General features: G+C 70.3%; 14 protein-coding genes and 1 other RNA gene. 10 read left to right on the forward strand and 5 right to left on the reverse strand.

Annotated elements, in window-relative coordinates:
- The first annotated feature begins 2 nt into the window (after positions 1 to 2).
- From OG972_RS28635 to OG972_RS28645, 3 genes are read left to right on the forward strand one after another with little or no spacing between them, the layout of a single operon-like run.
- Positions 3 to 848 (forward strand): Nif3-like dinuclear metal center hexameric protein, encoded by an 846-nt coding sequence (locus OG972_RS28635; protein WP_266986220.1) that lies wholly within the window; start codon positions 3 to 5, stop codon positions 846 to 848.
- The gene (locus tag OG972_RS28640; protein WP_266990764.1) at positions 845 to 1,588 is read left to right on the forward strand and encodes a zinc ribbon domain-containing protein; all 744 of its coding nucleotides are present in this window, start codon (positions 845 to 847) and stop codon (positions 1,586 to 1,588) included. The genes OG972_RS28635 and OG972_RS28640 overlap by 4 nt, the downstream gene beginning before the upstream one ends.
- Positions 1,588 to 2,814 carry a bifunctional RNase H/acid phosphatase gene (locus OG972_RS28645; RefSeq protein WP_266986222.1) on the forward strand — a complete coding sequence of 409 codons (1,227 nt, stop codon included), beginning with the start codon at positions 1,588 to 1,590 and terminating at the stop codon, positions 2,812 to 2,814. Before OG972_RS28640 ends, OG972_RS28645 begins: the two co-directional genes overlap by 1 nt.
- Before the next feature lie 225 nt (positions 2,815 to 3,039).
- Here the strand turns inward: OG972_RS28645 and eda are convergent, their stop codons facing one another.
- Together eda and yaaA are read right to left on the reverse strand one after the other, a co-directional pair.
- Positions 3,040 to 3,663, reverse strand: a complete 624-nt coding sequence (eda, locus tag OG972_RS28650) for a bifunctional 4-hydroxy-2-oxoglutarate aldolase/2-dehydro-3-deoxy-phosphogluconate aldolase (RefSeq protein ID WP_266986223.1) — start codon at positions 3,661 to 3,663, stop codon at positions 3,040 to 3,042.
- Positions 3,664 to 3,736: 73 nt separating this feature from the next.
- Positions 3,737 to 4,537: a peroxide stress protein YaaA gene (gene yaaA / locus OG972_RS28655; protein WP_266986225.1), complete on the reverse strand. Its 801-nt coding sequence runs from the start codon at positions 4,535 to 4,537 to the stop codon at positions 3,737 to 3,739.
- Positions 4,538 to 4,721: 184 nt separating this feature from the next.
- On the opposite strand from yaaA, the gene OG972_RS28660 reads away from it, so the two are divergent.
- From OG972_RS28660 to OG972_RS28680, 5 genes are all read left to right on the forward strand, one after another.
- The gene (locus OG972_RS28660; RefSeq protein ID WP_266986227.1) at positions 4,722 to 6,164 is read left to right on the forward strand and encodes an RNB domain-containing ribonuclease; all 1,443 of its coding nucleotides are present in this window, start codon (positions 4,722 to 4,724) and stop codon (positions 6,162 to 6,164) included.
- 228 nt (positions 6,165 to 6,392) lie between these two features.
- Positions 6,393 to 6,935 (forward strand): TetR/AcrR family transcriptional regulator, encoded by a 543-nt coding sequence (locus OG972_RS28665; protein ID WP_266990766.1) that lies wholly within the window; start codon positions 6,393 to 6,395, stop codon positions 6,933 to 6,935.
- Between the two features lie 18 nt (positions 6,936 to 6,953).
- An RNA gene (gene rnpB / locus OG972_RS28670) (RNase P RNA component class A) lies at positions 6,954 to 7,355 on the forward strand.
- A 655-nt stretch (positions 7,356 to 8,010) separates the two neighbouring features.
- A complete protein-coding gene (locus OG972_RS28675; RefSeq protein ID WP_266986229.1) occupies positions 8,011 to 8,490 on the forward strand; it encodes a hypothetical protein in 480 nt (159 codons plus the stop codon).
- Positions 8,487 to 9,191: a vitamin K epoxide reductase family protein gene (locus OG972_RS28680; protein ID WP_266986231.1), complete on the forward strand. Its 705-nt coding sequence runs from the start codon at positions 8,487 to 8,489 to the stop codon at positions 9,189 to 9,191. Before OG972_RS28675 ends, OG972_RS28680 begins: the two co-directional genes overlap by 4 nt.
- A 284-nt stretch (positions 9,192 to 9,475) precedes the next feature.
- Here the strand turns inward: OG972_RS28680 and OG972_RS28685 are convergent, their stop codons facing one another.
- Entirely contained in the window at positions 9,476 to 9,718 is a 243-nt protein-coding gene (locus OG972_RS28685; protein ID WP_266986233.1) for a hypothetical protein, read from the reverse strand.
- A gap of 385 nt (positions 9,719 to 10,103) precedes the next feature.
- Here OG972_RS28685 and ctaD point away from each other — a divergent pair, with 385 nt between their 5' ends.
- A complete protein-coding gene (gene ctaD, locus OG972_RS28690) occupies positions 10,104 to 11,930 on the forward strand; it encodes a cytochrome c oxidase subunit I (protein WP_266986235.1) in 1,827 nt (608 codons plus the stop codon).
- Between the two features lie 53 nt (positions 11,931 to 11,983).
- Positions 11,984 to 12,304: a hypothetical protein gene (locus OG972_RS28695; protein WP_266986237.1), complete on the forward strand. Its 321-nt coding sequence runs from the start codon at positions 11,984 to 11,986 to the stop codon at positions 12,302 to 12,304.
- Positions 12,305 to 12,515: 211 nt separating this feature from the next.
- Here OG972_RS28695 and OG972_RS28700 read toward each other — a convergent pair whose 3' ends face one another.
- A complete protein-coding gene (locus OG972_RS28700) occupies positions 12,516 to 13,163 on the reverse strand; it encodes a protein-L-isoaspartate(D-aspartate) O-methyltransferase (RefSeq protein ID WP_266986239.1) in 648 nt (215 codons plus the stop codon).
- Positions 13,164 to 13,170: 7 nt separating this feature from the next.
- On the reverse strand, positions 13,171 to 13,404 hold the full coding sequence (locus OG972_RS28705) for a hypothetical protein (protein WP_266986241.1): 234 nt from the start codon (positions 13,402 to 13,404) through the stop codon (positions 13,171 to 13,173).
- Positions 13,405 to 13,697 lie beyond the last annotated feature (293 nt).

The raw sequence follows: 13,697 nt of genomic DNA on the forward strand, positions 1-13,697 counted from the left end.
CCGTGCCCCGTCTGTCTGAAGTTCTCACCGCGCTCGACGCCCTCTGGCCCCCCGAGCGGGCCGAAGGATGGGACGCGGTCGGAACGGTCTGCGGAGACGTGGACAACCCGGCCGCCGAAGTCGACCGCGTGCTCTTCGCCGTCGACCCGGTCCAGGAGGTCGCCGACGAGGCGGTCAGGCTCGGAGCGCAGCTGATCGTCACCCACCACCCCCTTTATCTGCGGGGTACGACGACGGTCGCGGCCGACACCTTCAAGGGCCGGGTCGTGCACACCCTCATCAAGCACGACATCGCCCTGCACGTCGCGCACACCAACGCCGACACCGCCGACCCGGGCGTCTCCGACGCCCTCGCCGGCGCCCTCGACCTGCGGGTCACCGGCCCCCTCGTACCCGACCCGACCGACTCCAAGGGCCGTCGCGGCCTCGGCCGGATCTGCGAACTCGGCCACCCCGAGACCCTCCGCGACTTCGCGGCCCGCGCCGCCGCCCGGCTGCCCGCCACCGCGCAGGGCATCCGCGTGGCCGGCGACCCGGACGCGCTCGTGCGCACCGTCGCGGTCAGCGGCGGCTCCGGCGACGGCCTCTTCGACGCCGTGCGCGCCGCGGGCGTCGACGCCTTCCTCACCGCCGATCTGCGCCACCACCCGGCCTCCGAGGCCGTTCAGCAGTCTCCGATCGGCCTGATCGACGCCGCGCACTGGGCCACCGAATGGCCCTGGTGCGAGCAGGCCGCGGCGCAGCTCGACGCGATTTCCGACCGCCACGGATGGGACCTGCGGGTCCATGTCTCGAAGCAGGTCACCGACCCCTGGACCACCCACCACTCTTCTGGAGCCCCCAACTGAACGCCGCGCCCGCCGACCAGATCCGACTTCTCGACGTCCAGGCCCTCGACGTACGGCTGTCGCAGCTCGCCCACAAGCGCAAGTCGCTGCCCGAGCACACCGAGATCGACTCGCTCACCGCCGACCTCGCACAACTGCGTGACCTGCTGGTCGCCTCGCAGACCGAGGAGAGCGACACCGCTCGCGAGCAGACCAAGGCGGAGCAGGACGTCGACCTGGTGCGCCAGCGCGCCGTCCGCGACCAGCAGCGCCTCGACTCCGGCGCCGTCACCTCGCCGAAGGACCTGGAGAGCCTCCAGCGCGAGATCACCTCGCTGGCCAAGCGCCAGGGTGACCTGGAGGACGTCGTCCTCGAGGTCATGGAGCGCCGCGAGTCCGCACAGGAGCGCGTCACCGAACTGACCGCACGGGTCTCCGCCGTCCAGGCCAAGGTCGACGACGCGACCGCCCGCCGGGACGCCGCGACCAATGGGCTCGACGAGGAGGCCGCGACCGTCACGAAGGAGCGCGAGCTCGTCGCCGGCTCCGTGCCGGCCGACCTCCTCAAGCTGTACGACAAGCTCCGCGCCCAGTCGGGTGGGGTCGGTGCCGCCCGGCTCTACCAGCGCCGTTGCGAGGGCTGCCGGCTGGAGCTGAACATCACCGAGGTCAACGACGTGAAGGCGGCGTCCCCGGACACGGTGCTGCGCTGCGAGAACTGCCACCGCATCCTGGTCCGTACGGCGGAATCGGGCCTGTAATGACGGAGTCGCGCCAGTTCGTCATCGAGGCCGACGGCGGCTCCCGGGGCAACCCGGGGCCCGCCGGGTACGGCGCGGTCGTGATCGACCCGGTCACGGGGGAGACGCTCGCCGAGGCCGCCGAGTACATCGGCATTGCGACGAACAACGTGGCCGAGTACAAAGGCCTCATCGCGGGCCTGAAGGCCGCGAAGGCGCTGGTGCCGGACGCATCGGCGGACGGTGCACTGCGGGTGCGCGTCCGGATGGACTCCAAGCTGGTCGTGGAACAGATGTCGGGCCGCTGGAAGATCAAGCACCCCGACATGAAGCCGCTCGCGGCGGAGGCGGCCCGGATCCTTCCGGCGTCCGCCGTCACGTACGAGTGGATCCCGCGCGAGAAGAACAAGCACGCGGACCGGCTTGCCAACGAGGCGATGGACGCGGGCAGGCGAGGCAAGCAGTGGGAGCCGTCGGCGTCGACGGCCGCACTCGACCTGCCCCCGGTCTCCGGTCCCCCCGGCGACGCGGTGGCAGGCGCCGCGAAGGCGCGGGCGGCGATGTCCACCCGCCGTGAACCCGCGGCCACCCCACAGGTCGGCTGGGGCGCCGACCCCGACATGGGTGCGCCCGCGACGTTCGTCCTGCTCCGCCACGGCGAGACGGCCCTCACCCCCGAGAAACGATTCTCCGGAAGTGGCGGCACCGACCCCGAACTCTCGGCGGCCGGCCGCCACCAGGCGGAGCGCGTGGCCGAGTCCCTCGCGGCCCGCGGCACCATCCAGGAGATCGTCAGCTCGCCCCTGCGCCGCTGCCGCGAAACGGCGGCGACGGTGGCCGCACGCCTGGGCCTGACCATCGAGATCGAGGAAGGTCTGCGCGAGACGGACTTCGGTGCCTGGGAAGGCCTGACGTTCGCCGAGGTCCGTGAACGGTACGGCCCCGACCTGGACGCCTGGCTCGCCTCCACGAGGACGCCCCCGACAGGCGGCGGCGAGAGCTTCGCCGAGGTGGCCCGCCGGGTCTCGTCCACCCGCGACCGCCTGACCACCCGCTACGCGGGCCGCACGGTGCTCCTGGTCACGCACGTGACCCCGATCAAGACCCTGGTCCGCCTGGCCCTGGGCGCCCCACCGGAGTCCCTGTTCCGCATGGAACTCTCGGCGGCGTCGCTTTCTGCGGTGGCGTACTACGCGGACGGCAACGCGTCACTGCGACTGCTGAACGACACGTCGCACCTCCGGTAGAAAGCGGAAGCCGCTAGAAAGCGGAAGCCGCGCACGGACTCTGTCGCTCCTGAGGGTGGCGCCCCGGGAACGGCGCGAGGCTGTTGCCGCCGCAGGGGTGGTTCCCACGTGGTGCGAAGCTGCCGCCGCGCGAAGCAGGCTGCCCGCTTCCGCAGGGGCAGCCCCGTCAGCACCCACCGGGGTCCGGGGCGGAGCCCCCGGTTCGGGAAGGGGCGGGGAGGGGAATCAGCCGCGCAGCGCCGCCGCCTCGCCCGCCAGCCGCTCCACCCGCGCCCAGTCCTTCGCCGCCACCGCATCCCCCGGCACCATCCAACTGCCGCCCACGCAGCCGACGTTCGGCAGTGCCAGATACGAGGGAGCCGAGGCGAGCGAGATGCCGCCCGTCGGGCAGAACCGGGCCTGGGGGAGCGGTGCGGACAGGGCCTTGAGGTAGGCCGTGCCACCCGCCGCCTCCGCCGGGAAGAACTTCATCTCGGTGACCCCGCGCTCCAGCAGCGCCACCACCTCGGACGTCGTCGAGACGCCCGGCAGAAACGGCACCCCCGACCCCTTCATCGCGTCCAGCAGCACATCCGTCCAGCCCGGACTGACCAGGAACCGGGCCCCGGCCGCCACCGTGTCGGCGACGTTCTGCGCGGAGATCACCGTGCCCGCGCCCACCACCGCATCCGGTACCTCCGCGGCGATCGCCTTGATCACGTCCAGTGCCGGCGCCGTCCGCAGCGTCACCTCGATGGCCGGGAGCCCGCCCGCGACCAGGGCCCGGGCGAGCGGCACCGCGTCGGCGGCGTCCTCCAGGACGACTACGGGGACTACGGGGGCAAGGTCCAGCACAGAGGAGGAGGTCATGGCCTCATCTTGCCGCGCTCACCGCACAGTACGCAACGAGCGTTGCACATGCTGCAACACTGCTTGTCGGGCGTCAGTGGATCTCCGTCACGACGACATCGAGCGCCCACGGCCGCCCCGCCCGCCCCGGAGCCTCCGCCTCCACCACGTACCCCAGCTCCCGCAACGCGTCCACCAGCTCCGCGGGCCCCTTCGGCCGGTCCCCCGACTGCAGCAGGTCGCGGACCATCCGCCCCTTCGTCGCCTTGTTGAAGTGGCTGACCACCGACCGCTTCTCCACCCCGTCCACCATCTGGGAGTGCAGCACCCGCACGCTCGCCGTGCGCTCCGCCACCGCACCCTTCGGCTTCCACGCCGCCGTGTACGCGGACGACCGCAGGTCCAGTACGAGCCCGTCCCCGGCCGCCTCCGGCATCACCTCGGCCATCGGCGCCCGCCAGTACGCGCCCAAGGCGCCGAGCCCCGGCAGCTTCACCCCCATCGAGCAGCGGTACGACGGAATCCGGTCGCCCACCCGCACTGCGCCCCACAGCCCGGAGAAGACCAGCAGCGACTTCCCGGCCCGCCGCCGGGCCGCCGTGTCCAGGGACGCCAGGTCCAGCGCGTCGTACAGCACCCCGGTATAGATCTCCCCGGCGGGCCGCGTTCCCGCCGTCCGCAGCTCGACGTTCTTCGCGATCTCGCCGCGCAGCCCCTCGCCGATACCGAGCACCTCGCGGGCCTTCTCCTCGTCCGCCACGCAGAGCTCGACCAGCTCGTCGAGGACCGCAGCCCGAGCCTCGGCAAGCCCCGGCAGCGACAGCGACTCCGGCTTCAGGGGTGCTCCGCGCCCCGAGGCGGCCTTTCCTTCGGAGGGCGGCAACAGCACGAGCACGACGGTTCTCCTTCGTACGAACAGGGAAGCGGCCCCCACGACTGCCCAAGGCCTGCCTGCCAGCGTAAAGGGACGCCGGGACCGCCCATCCCGGCACCCGGTCCGCAGGACCAACTGGTCCCCGGACCGCAGGGCCGCCCGCACCCGGGATGCCGGTCGCCCCGCCCCGCCATACGCTCGGTCCATGCCCCGCCGCCATCTCCACATGACCGGCGCAGCCGACACCCCGCTGCGGGCGGCCCTGCGCGAACTGCGCACCACGCTCGGACTGCCCGTCGATTTTCCGCGCGAGGTCCTCGCGGAGGCGGCGCAGGTGGCGAAGTCCCTCGTCCTGACAGGACACCAGGACGCGACGGACCTCCCCCTCTTCACCATCGACCCGCCCACCTCCACCGACCTCGACCAGGCGATGCACCTCGAACGCCGCACGCACGGCTTCCGGGTGCACTACGCCATCGCCGACGTCGCCGCCTTCGTCCGCCCCGGCGGCGCACTCGACACCGAGGCCCACCGCCGGGTGACGACCCTCTATTTCCCCGACGGCAAGGTGCCGCTGCACCCCACCCCGCTCTCCGAGGGCGAAGCCAGCCTCCTCCCCGGGCAGCCACGCCCCGCCCTGCTCTGGCGGATCGACCTCGACGCGGAGGGCCGCACGGTCGCCACCGACGTACGACGGGCCCTGGTCCGCAGCCGCGCCAAGCTGGACTACGCGGGCGTCCAGCGGCAGATCGACGCGGGCACCGCCGAGGAACCCCTCGCCCTGCTGAAGGATATCGGCCGGCTCCGCGAGGAGCAGGAGGTCGCCCGCGGCGGGATTTCGCTCGACGTGCCCGAGCAGGAGATCGTCCAGCGTGACGGCGCATACGGCCTGGAGTACCGCGCGCCGCTGCCCGCCTACGGCTGGAACGGGCAGATCTCCCTCCTCACCGGCCTGGCCGCCGCCCATCTGATGGCCGAGGCGGGCACCGGCATCCTGCGTACGCTCCCGGTCGCCCCGGACGGCGCCGTCGCCCGGCTGCGCCGCTCCGCCGAGGCCCTGCACATCGACTGGCCGCACCACGTCCCGTACGCCCAGATCGTCCGGTCGCTCGACCCGAGGAGGGCGAGCCACGCCGCGTTCCTCCAGGAGTGCACCACCCTGCTGCGCGGCGCCGGCTACACGGTCTTCGACCACGGCGAACTCCCCACCCCCGCCGTCCACGCCGCGGTCGCCGACCTCTACACGCACTGCACCGCACCCCTGCGCCGCCTCGTCGACCGGTACGCGGCCGAACTGTGCGTCGCGGCGGTCGCGGACCAGGAGCCGCCCGAGTGGGTGACGGCCGCGCTCCCCGGCCTCCCGAAGGAAATGGCCGAAGGGACCCGCCGCGCCAACACGGTGGAACGCGAGTGCGTCGACCTGGTCGAGGCAGCACTCCTCAGCGACCAGGTGGGCGAGGTCTTCGACGCGTACGTGGTCGACGTACAGGACCAGGAACCCACCATCGGCACGGTCCACATCGAGCACCCCGCCATCGTGGCCCGCATCGACGGCGGCACGACGAAGCTCCCCCTGGGCGAGCGGCTCCGGGTCCGCCTCACCCAGGCGGACCCGGGGGCGGCGAAGGTACTGTTCGCGCCCGCATGAGAGCGGCGACGGCGGCGCGCGGCCGGCCGGCCTCGTGTCCCGGTGCGGCCGACCCGCCCGTCATCTCGTACGATCGCGCCTTCGGCCACGGGCTCCGAGGGCACCACGGACTCCGGCGCACCCCTGCAGACTCCGTACGAAGGAAGGCTTTCCAGCGTGACTGAACGTGTCACTGCACCCACGACGGACGCCGTCACGGGCCATGTGACCGGCCATGCGACGGGCCATGTGACGGACCGGGCCCGGCAGATCATCGCCGCCGCCCGCACCCTCCTGGAGACGGAAGGCCCGGAAGCCCTCACCATGCGCCGGCTCGCCGACAGCATCGGGATCACGGCGCCGTCCCTCTACAAACACTTTCCGGACAAGGCCTCCGTCCTGACGGCCCTGGCCGGCGAGGTGCTGCGGGAGACGGCCGAGACGCTGGAAGCGGCCGAGTCCGCCGCCCCCGGCTCGTTCCCGGCCTTCGCCACCGCGTACCGCGCCTACGCCCTCGCCCACCCGCACCTCTACCTCCTCACCACCGCGCGGCCCATGGACTCCACGGCGCTCCCTCCCGGCCTGCAGGAACGCGCCGTGGCTCCTCTCCTCCGCGCGGTCGACGGCGACCAGGAGCGGGCTCGGGCGGCCTGGGCGTTCGCCCACGGAATGGTGGTCCTGGAACTCAACGGGCGGTTTCCCCCGGGCGCCGATCTGTCGGCCGCCTGGTCCGCAGGCATTGCGGCGTTCGCCCGATCAGCTCCGTCCGAGGCGTCCCGCGCGTCCGGGTAGCATGGTCGACACGGCAGACGAGCCGGGCGGACGGCCGCGTGGGGATTTTCGGATCCTCCCGAGGAACGTCCGGGCTCCACAGGGCAGGGTGGTGGCTAACGGCCACCCGGGGTGACCCGCGGGACAGTGCCACAGAAAACAAACCGCCGGGGACTTCGGTCCTCGGTAAGGGTGAAACGGTGGTGTAAGAGACCACCAGCGCCTGAGGTGACTCAGGCGGCTAGGTAAACCCCACCCGGAGCAAGGTCAAGAGGGGCCGTCGCAGGACGGCCCTGCGCGAACGTCCGAGGGCTGCTCGCCCGAGTTCGCGGGTAGACCGCACGAGACCGGCAGCAATGCCGGTCCTAGATGGATGGCCGTCTCCCCGGCCGCCGCGAGGCGACCGGGTGACAGAACCCGGCGTACAGCCCGACTCGTCTGCCGCCACCTGCGGTTTTTCCTTCGAAAGGGCCTCCGACCTGCGTCGGAGGCCCTTTCTGGGCTTTCAGTAGCTTGCCGCTTCGGGCCGCAAGAAGTCCCTCCGAAGCCCCTCGGACAGCGCTGAAAGTCCCTGAATAGTCCCTGGGGTGAAGAGGCGAGGAGTGTCGCGCAGGGCTGTGGCGATGCCCGCCTGGGGCGGGAGTCGCGGTGCTGTGCGTGCTCGCCCTGCCGCGTCGGCTCACGGGGTCCGGAGCCCCGACGTCCCGCCGAGCAGGCTCAGCGCCTGAGCGCCCGTCAACTCGACCGGGCGGCGTGGTCCGGTGGCCGCCGGGCCGCGCGCCGGGGCCGATGCCGACGGCGTGGGACTGGTCGCGGGAACGGACGGCTGGGGCGACTGATGACCTGCGTGGCTCATAGGGCGGCCTTGTCTCCTGATCTGCTCGCCTGCCGCACGAGTACATCGCGTGCTGCCATCCGCACGCCAGGGCCGAACGGCCCAGGGCCGAACGGCCCTAGCGGCGTCGGACCCCCGATGGGTTCACTGCGGTGGACCGCATGCTGCAGGCCGGCCCAACGGCGGCTCCGGGGCCGGGCCGTGGCTTGTGGAGCGTTCGGTCGGAGCGGGCGGTGCGGATGTGTACAGGAGGAGAACGCGTTGATCGCGGTCGTCGGACACAGAGACCTCAACGACAGAACTCTGGCGCTGGTGGAGGCTGAACTGGGAGCGCGGCTGGACTGCCTTGCAGAGGGCGTGGCCGCTCTCGTACGGGTCGGGGCGGGGCTGCCGCTGGTGTTCGGGCGCGCCGCCCGGGAAGCCGGACGGAAGCTGACGGTACTGCTGCCGGCCCAGGGCGCGGTGCCCGCAGTGCTGCCCGAGGGGGACCGGCAGGCCGCAGGGGAACTGCTGGTCCTGGCCGAGAACGTACGGTTGCTGGCATTTGATCCGGCCGACCGCAACGCTTGTGTCAGCGCCGATGAACGTCTGGTGGAGACGTGCCGGACCGTGCTCGCCGTGTGGGACGGTTCGCCGTCGGACGGCCGGGACGCCACCGCACATCTGGTTGCCTTCGCCCGGGCGCGTGGAATCCGGGTGGAGGTCGTCTGGCCGGACGGCTCCGTGCGGGGGCGGGCATGAGCGCGTCGGCGCGTGAGTCGGAGCTGGTAGCGGGAGCCCCCGAGGCCGATGACCGGGAGGTCCGCTCCTCGCAGGACAGGGCGGACGACGGTGCTTCGGGGACGAGCGGCGAACAGGAGCGGACCGCGGCGCGCCAGGGATTCGCATGGCTGTTGGTGATCACCGCCGCCCTCGGGCTGCTGGGCTCCTTCGTGATCACCACCGACAAGTTCGAACTGCTCGCCGACCCCGGCTTCGTACCCGCCTGCTCGCTGAGCCCCGTGGTGTCCTGCACGGATGTGATGCGCAGCGAACAGGCGTCGGTGTTCGGCTTCCCCAATCCGCTCATCGGACTGATCGCCTTCGGGATGGTGATGGGGACCGGCGCGGGCCTGCTCGCAGGTGCGCGCTACCAGCGGTGGTACTGGCTGGGGCTGAACCTGGGCACCTTGTTCGGCGTCGGCTTCTGCATGTGGCTGATGACGCAGGCGCTGTACGACATCGGCGCGCTCTGCCTGTGGTGCGTACTCGTGTGGGTGGCCACCATCTTCATGTTCTGGCACACGACCGTGCACAACCTGCGCCATGGCGTCCTGCCCGCCCCACGCGCTCTCGTCGCGGTGGTGCTGGAGTTCCCGCTTGTGGTCCCGGTTACCTGGTGCCTGGTCATCGTCATGCTGATAGCAACGCGGTTCTGGTCGTACTGGCAGACGTTTCTATGACCCGTACGATGCCGGTGCTGTCGTGATGGGTGTGCATGGCCGGGACTCCGGCGGCGGCCGGCCGGGCGCCGACGGCCCGCGCGGAGCCTGTCGTGGATGCCTCGGGTTCCAGGGCCAGATAGACGTGCTGCCGGGCGGGGCGGCCCCGGGACGCTGCGCCGGCATTCCGTCCAGGGCCCCCCGGACCGGGATCTGCGGAGAGACCGGCCTGACCGGCTGTGAGGACGGTCAGCCAGGGGCGTCCGCGCCGGAACGCCTCCGGATACGCCGCGTCGTACATGCCCTCACCCACCCTTGCATCCAGCAGCAGCCGCACCCGGAGCGCACGGGACCGTTCGGCGACCCAACTGCGCGAAGGTGCCGATCATCTCGTCCGTACGGTGCAGATTACCGATCAGATAGCGGAAGATCCCGACGAGATGGGCCTGCTGGAACGCCATCGACTCGGGGAACAACGACCGCAGATACGGATGCCGCTCGAACATGACCCGGTACAGCTCGGCGATCAGCTCCTCCAGCGGGCTCACCAGCGGCAGGAATTCGCTGATCAGCTGCTGGTCGGCCGTTCCGTTGTACGCCTGAGGTGCCTCGGCGCGCAGGGCTGGGACCGGTCCACGGGCGGTCGGCCTACGACAGCCCAGGTGCCGAGGGCCCGGCGGTGTGTGGTCTCGAAGGCCGGCGCGGGCGGGGCCGGTCGGCTGCCGAATGCGTGGGGAAGTAGGGCCGGTCGGCCCCGTGGAAGGTGCCCGTCGGTCCCTGGGGAGCGTCGCCGCTTGCGACCAGCATGGTGCGGTCGGGAAGGTCCGGTCCGTTCCCTCGTGATCCGCCGGACCTTCCCGACCGCTCCCTGAAGCCGTCCGCGTGCGGCCGGGGCGCGTTCGGAGAACTGCCAGAGCTGGAGGACACGGTCCGGTGGACGCAATGGAATCGCAGGGCAATCAGGCCGCCCCTGCATATGGCCCCAAGCCCCCCGGCCCCAGGGCCGACCCCGCCGGCGCGCGGGCCATCACCGTCGACGCGGAGGGCACCCCGGCCGGTCGCCGGCCCACTCGGGCGGGCACGACCCAGCCCGGCACGACCCAGCCCGGCAGGACGCAGCCCGGCACCGATCTGCCGGGCCGTTCCTCGCGCGGCCGGATCGTCGTCTCGTGGCTCACGACGACCGACCACAAGCAGATCGGCACGCTCTATCTCGTCACCGCGTTCGCCTTCTTCCTGATCGGTGGGGCGATGGCGCTGGTGATGCGCGCCGAACTCGCGCGTCCCGGGACGCAGATAATGTCCAACGAGCAGTTCAACCAGGCATTCACGATGCATGGCTCGGTGATGCTGCTGTTGTTCGCCATGCCGCTGTTCACGGGATTCGCCAACTGGCTCATGCCGCTCCAGATAGGCGCACCCGATGTGGCCTTTCCGCGGCTGAACATGCTGGCCTACTGGTTGTTCCTCTTCGGTTCACTGATCGCCGCGGGAGGGTTTCTCACTCCTCAAGGAGCTGCCGACTTCGGCTGGTTCGCCTATGCCCCGCTGTCCGACGCCGTTCACTCGCCGGGCGTCGGCGCCGATATGTGGATCATGGGCGTGGCACTGTCCGGCTTCGGTTCCATTCTCGGAGCGGTGAACTTCATCACCACCATCATCTGCATGCGTGCCCCGGGAATGACCATGTTCCGGATGTCGATCTTCACCTGGAACGTACTGCTGACCGCCGTACTCATCCTCCTGGTCTTCCCGGTCCTCGCCGCAGCACTCCTCGCGCTGGAGATGGACCGGAAGTTCGGCTCGCACATCTTCGACGCCGCCAACGGGGGTGCACTTCTGTGGCAGCACCTGTTCTGGTTCTTCGGGCACCCGGAGGTCTATGTGTTGGCTCTGCCGTTCTTCGGCATCGTCTCCGAGATCATTCCGGTCTTCTCCCGAAAGCCGATGTTCGGCTATATCGGTCTCATTGCCGCGACGATAGCCATTGCCGGTTTGTCCGTCACTGTCTGGGCCCACCACATGTATGTCACCGGTGGTGTACTGCTGCCCTTCTTCTCCTTCATGACCTTCCTGATCGCCGTACCGACCGGAGTGAAGTTCTTCAACTGGATCGGCACGATGTGGAAGGGGTCGCTGTCTTTCGAGACGCCGATGCTGTGGGCCACCGGATTTCTGATCACCTTCGTCTTCGGTGGACTGACCGGAGTCATCCTGGCCTCACCCCCACTGGACTTCCACGTCTCCGACTCGTACTTCGTGGTCGCCCACTTCCACTACACGCTCTTCGGTACGGTCGTCTACGCGATGTTCGCCGGATTCCACTTCTGGTGGCCGAAGTTCACCGGCAAGATGCTCGACGAGCGCCTGGGGAAGATCAACTTCTGGGTGCTGACGGTCGGCTTCCATCTCACGTTCCTGGTGCAGCACTGGCTCGGTGTGGAGGGAATGCCCCGCCGATACGCGGACTATCTCGCCGCCGACGGTTTCACCGCCCTCAATACCCTGTCCACTATCGGCTCGTTCCTGCTCGGGCTGTCGTTCCTCCCCTTCTTCTACAACATCTGGAAGACCGCTCAGTACGGCAAGAAGGTACCCGTGGACGACCCCTGGGGTTATGGCCGCTCCCTGGAATGGGCCACGTCGTGTCCTCCTCCCCGGCACAACTTCACCGCCCTGCCCCGAATCCGCAGCGAGTCCCCGGCCTTCGATCTGCACCATCCGGAGATTGCCGCGCTCGACCCTGCCGTACCGCACTGACCTCTGAGCCCGTCTACCACCGCAAGCCCCGCTCCTGAGGAGAGTGCTGCCCGATGTCCCATGGTGTTCTGGCGCTTGGCGTCGCCGTACTCTGCGTATCGGGCAACGTCTGGTACCTGCCCGCCTGCATCGACCTGCGTGCCGGGCAGGACCGGCCGCGCTCCCGCCGGCTGGTCGCGGCCGCTGTACTGACCGGGTGGGGATCGGCGGCCCTCACGATGCTCCTGCTGCTCATGCCGGTCACCCTGTCCGCGGTCGCGCTGGTGGCGGTCGCGGGCACCACCACCACGGTGTCCCTGGCCTTCCGCGCGCGGCTGAGTCGCGGCCAGGAGCAGCGTGAAGAGGAGGCCCGCTGGGCCGCGCTCTTCCGTTGACCAACGCGTTCGCGTCCTTCCCGATACCTGGTGCCGAGTGGGTGAGAACTTCCGGAGTGCGCCGGCCGGATGCCCGTAAAAGTGCAGGTCAGAGCGTGATCGCTCCCTGAGTGGAACAGAACCCGGCGTACAGTCCGACTCGTCTGCCGCTTGCTCACTACCTCGATGCGACGGCCTGTCCACGGAAAGAGGCGGCGGTCTGGCGGTCTGTCTAGGGAAAGCCGTACCGTCCCCGCAGACGCACGAAACGGGCCGCCGTCAGCAGCCGCACGGTGACCAGCCCCGAGGAGGTGCGCCGGAAGGACATGACATCCTCGTCCCCTCCCGGCCCGATGGGCTGTACCAGACGGCCGCCGAGCCGCAACTGTTCAATCAGTGGCACGGGGACCTCGGGGAACGCGGCGGACACGAGGATGGCGTCATAAGGAGCGAGGTCCGGCACGCCGCCGCTGCCGTCCCCGATCCGTAGTTCCACGTTCCGGATGTCTTGGCCGGCCAGATTGCGCCGGGCCTGAGCGGCGATGTCCGGCCACATCTCGATGCTCACCACGTCCGCCGCCAGCCGGGCGAGCAGCGCGGTCTGGAAGCCGAGTCCCGTACCGACCTCCAGTACATGCTCGTCCCCGTCCAGGCCGAGGCTCTCGATCATCATGGCCGACAGCGAGGGCTGCGTGGTCACCTGCTCGTAGCCGATCGGCACCGGTACGTCGTCGTAAGCGGCCGCCGCACGGTTGCTGGGGACGAACTGCTCTCGCGGCGTCGTACGCACAGCCTGGAGCAGGCGCTCATCACCGATCCCGGCCGCACGAAGGGCCCGTACGAGATCATCGGGAGTACGAGCAGAATCTCGCGAGCGCACCGGCTGCTCAGGTGCGATCGACCAGCTGCGCGAACCTCTGCCGGTGGGCGCAGTGCGCACAGCAGAAGAACTGCCCCTCGGCCCGCAGACCGTAGCCGGGAGTGTGGCTCCGACCGGTGGTGCACACCGGAGCCAACTGCCGGGCAGCGCATTCCGGACTGTCGAAGACGTGGACAGCTCCCTCCGCCGCTACCTCGAACGCCATGTCGTAGTCGTCGTTGCAGAACTCGCACGCTGTCACGAACGTTCACTCCTTGATGGACTGCGGGCATGTGGCTCGCATGCGGCCCGGCTCCCGCTCGAAAGGCTGTTTCCGACTCATCGACTCATCTTCCACGGGCCCGATGCGCGGATGCGTCCGTGCGCAGGGATCACACGGCTGGGCCCCGACGGTGATGTGCGCGCCTCCATCGATGTGCGCACCAAGGAAGGAGCCCCGAGTTTCTTCGACCTCATGCGGAAGGAGGCGTTCGGCGACAACCAAGGCAACCCGACTCGGCCGGCCCCTTGCCGAACTGCTCGTGCATCACCTGC

It is taken from the genome of Streptomyces sp. NBC_01669, assembly GCF_026339735.1.
Lineage (GTDB): Bacteria > Actinomycetota > Actinomycetes > Streptomycetales > Streptomycetaceae > Streptomyces > Streptomyces yanii.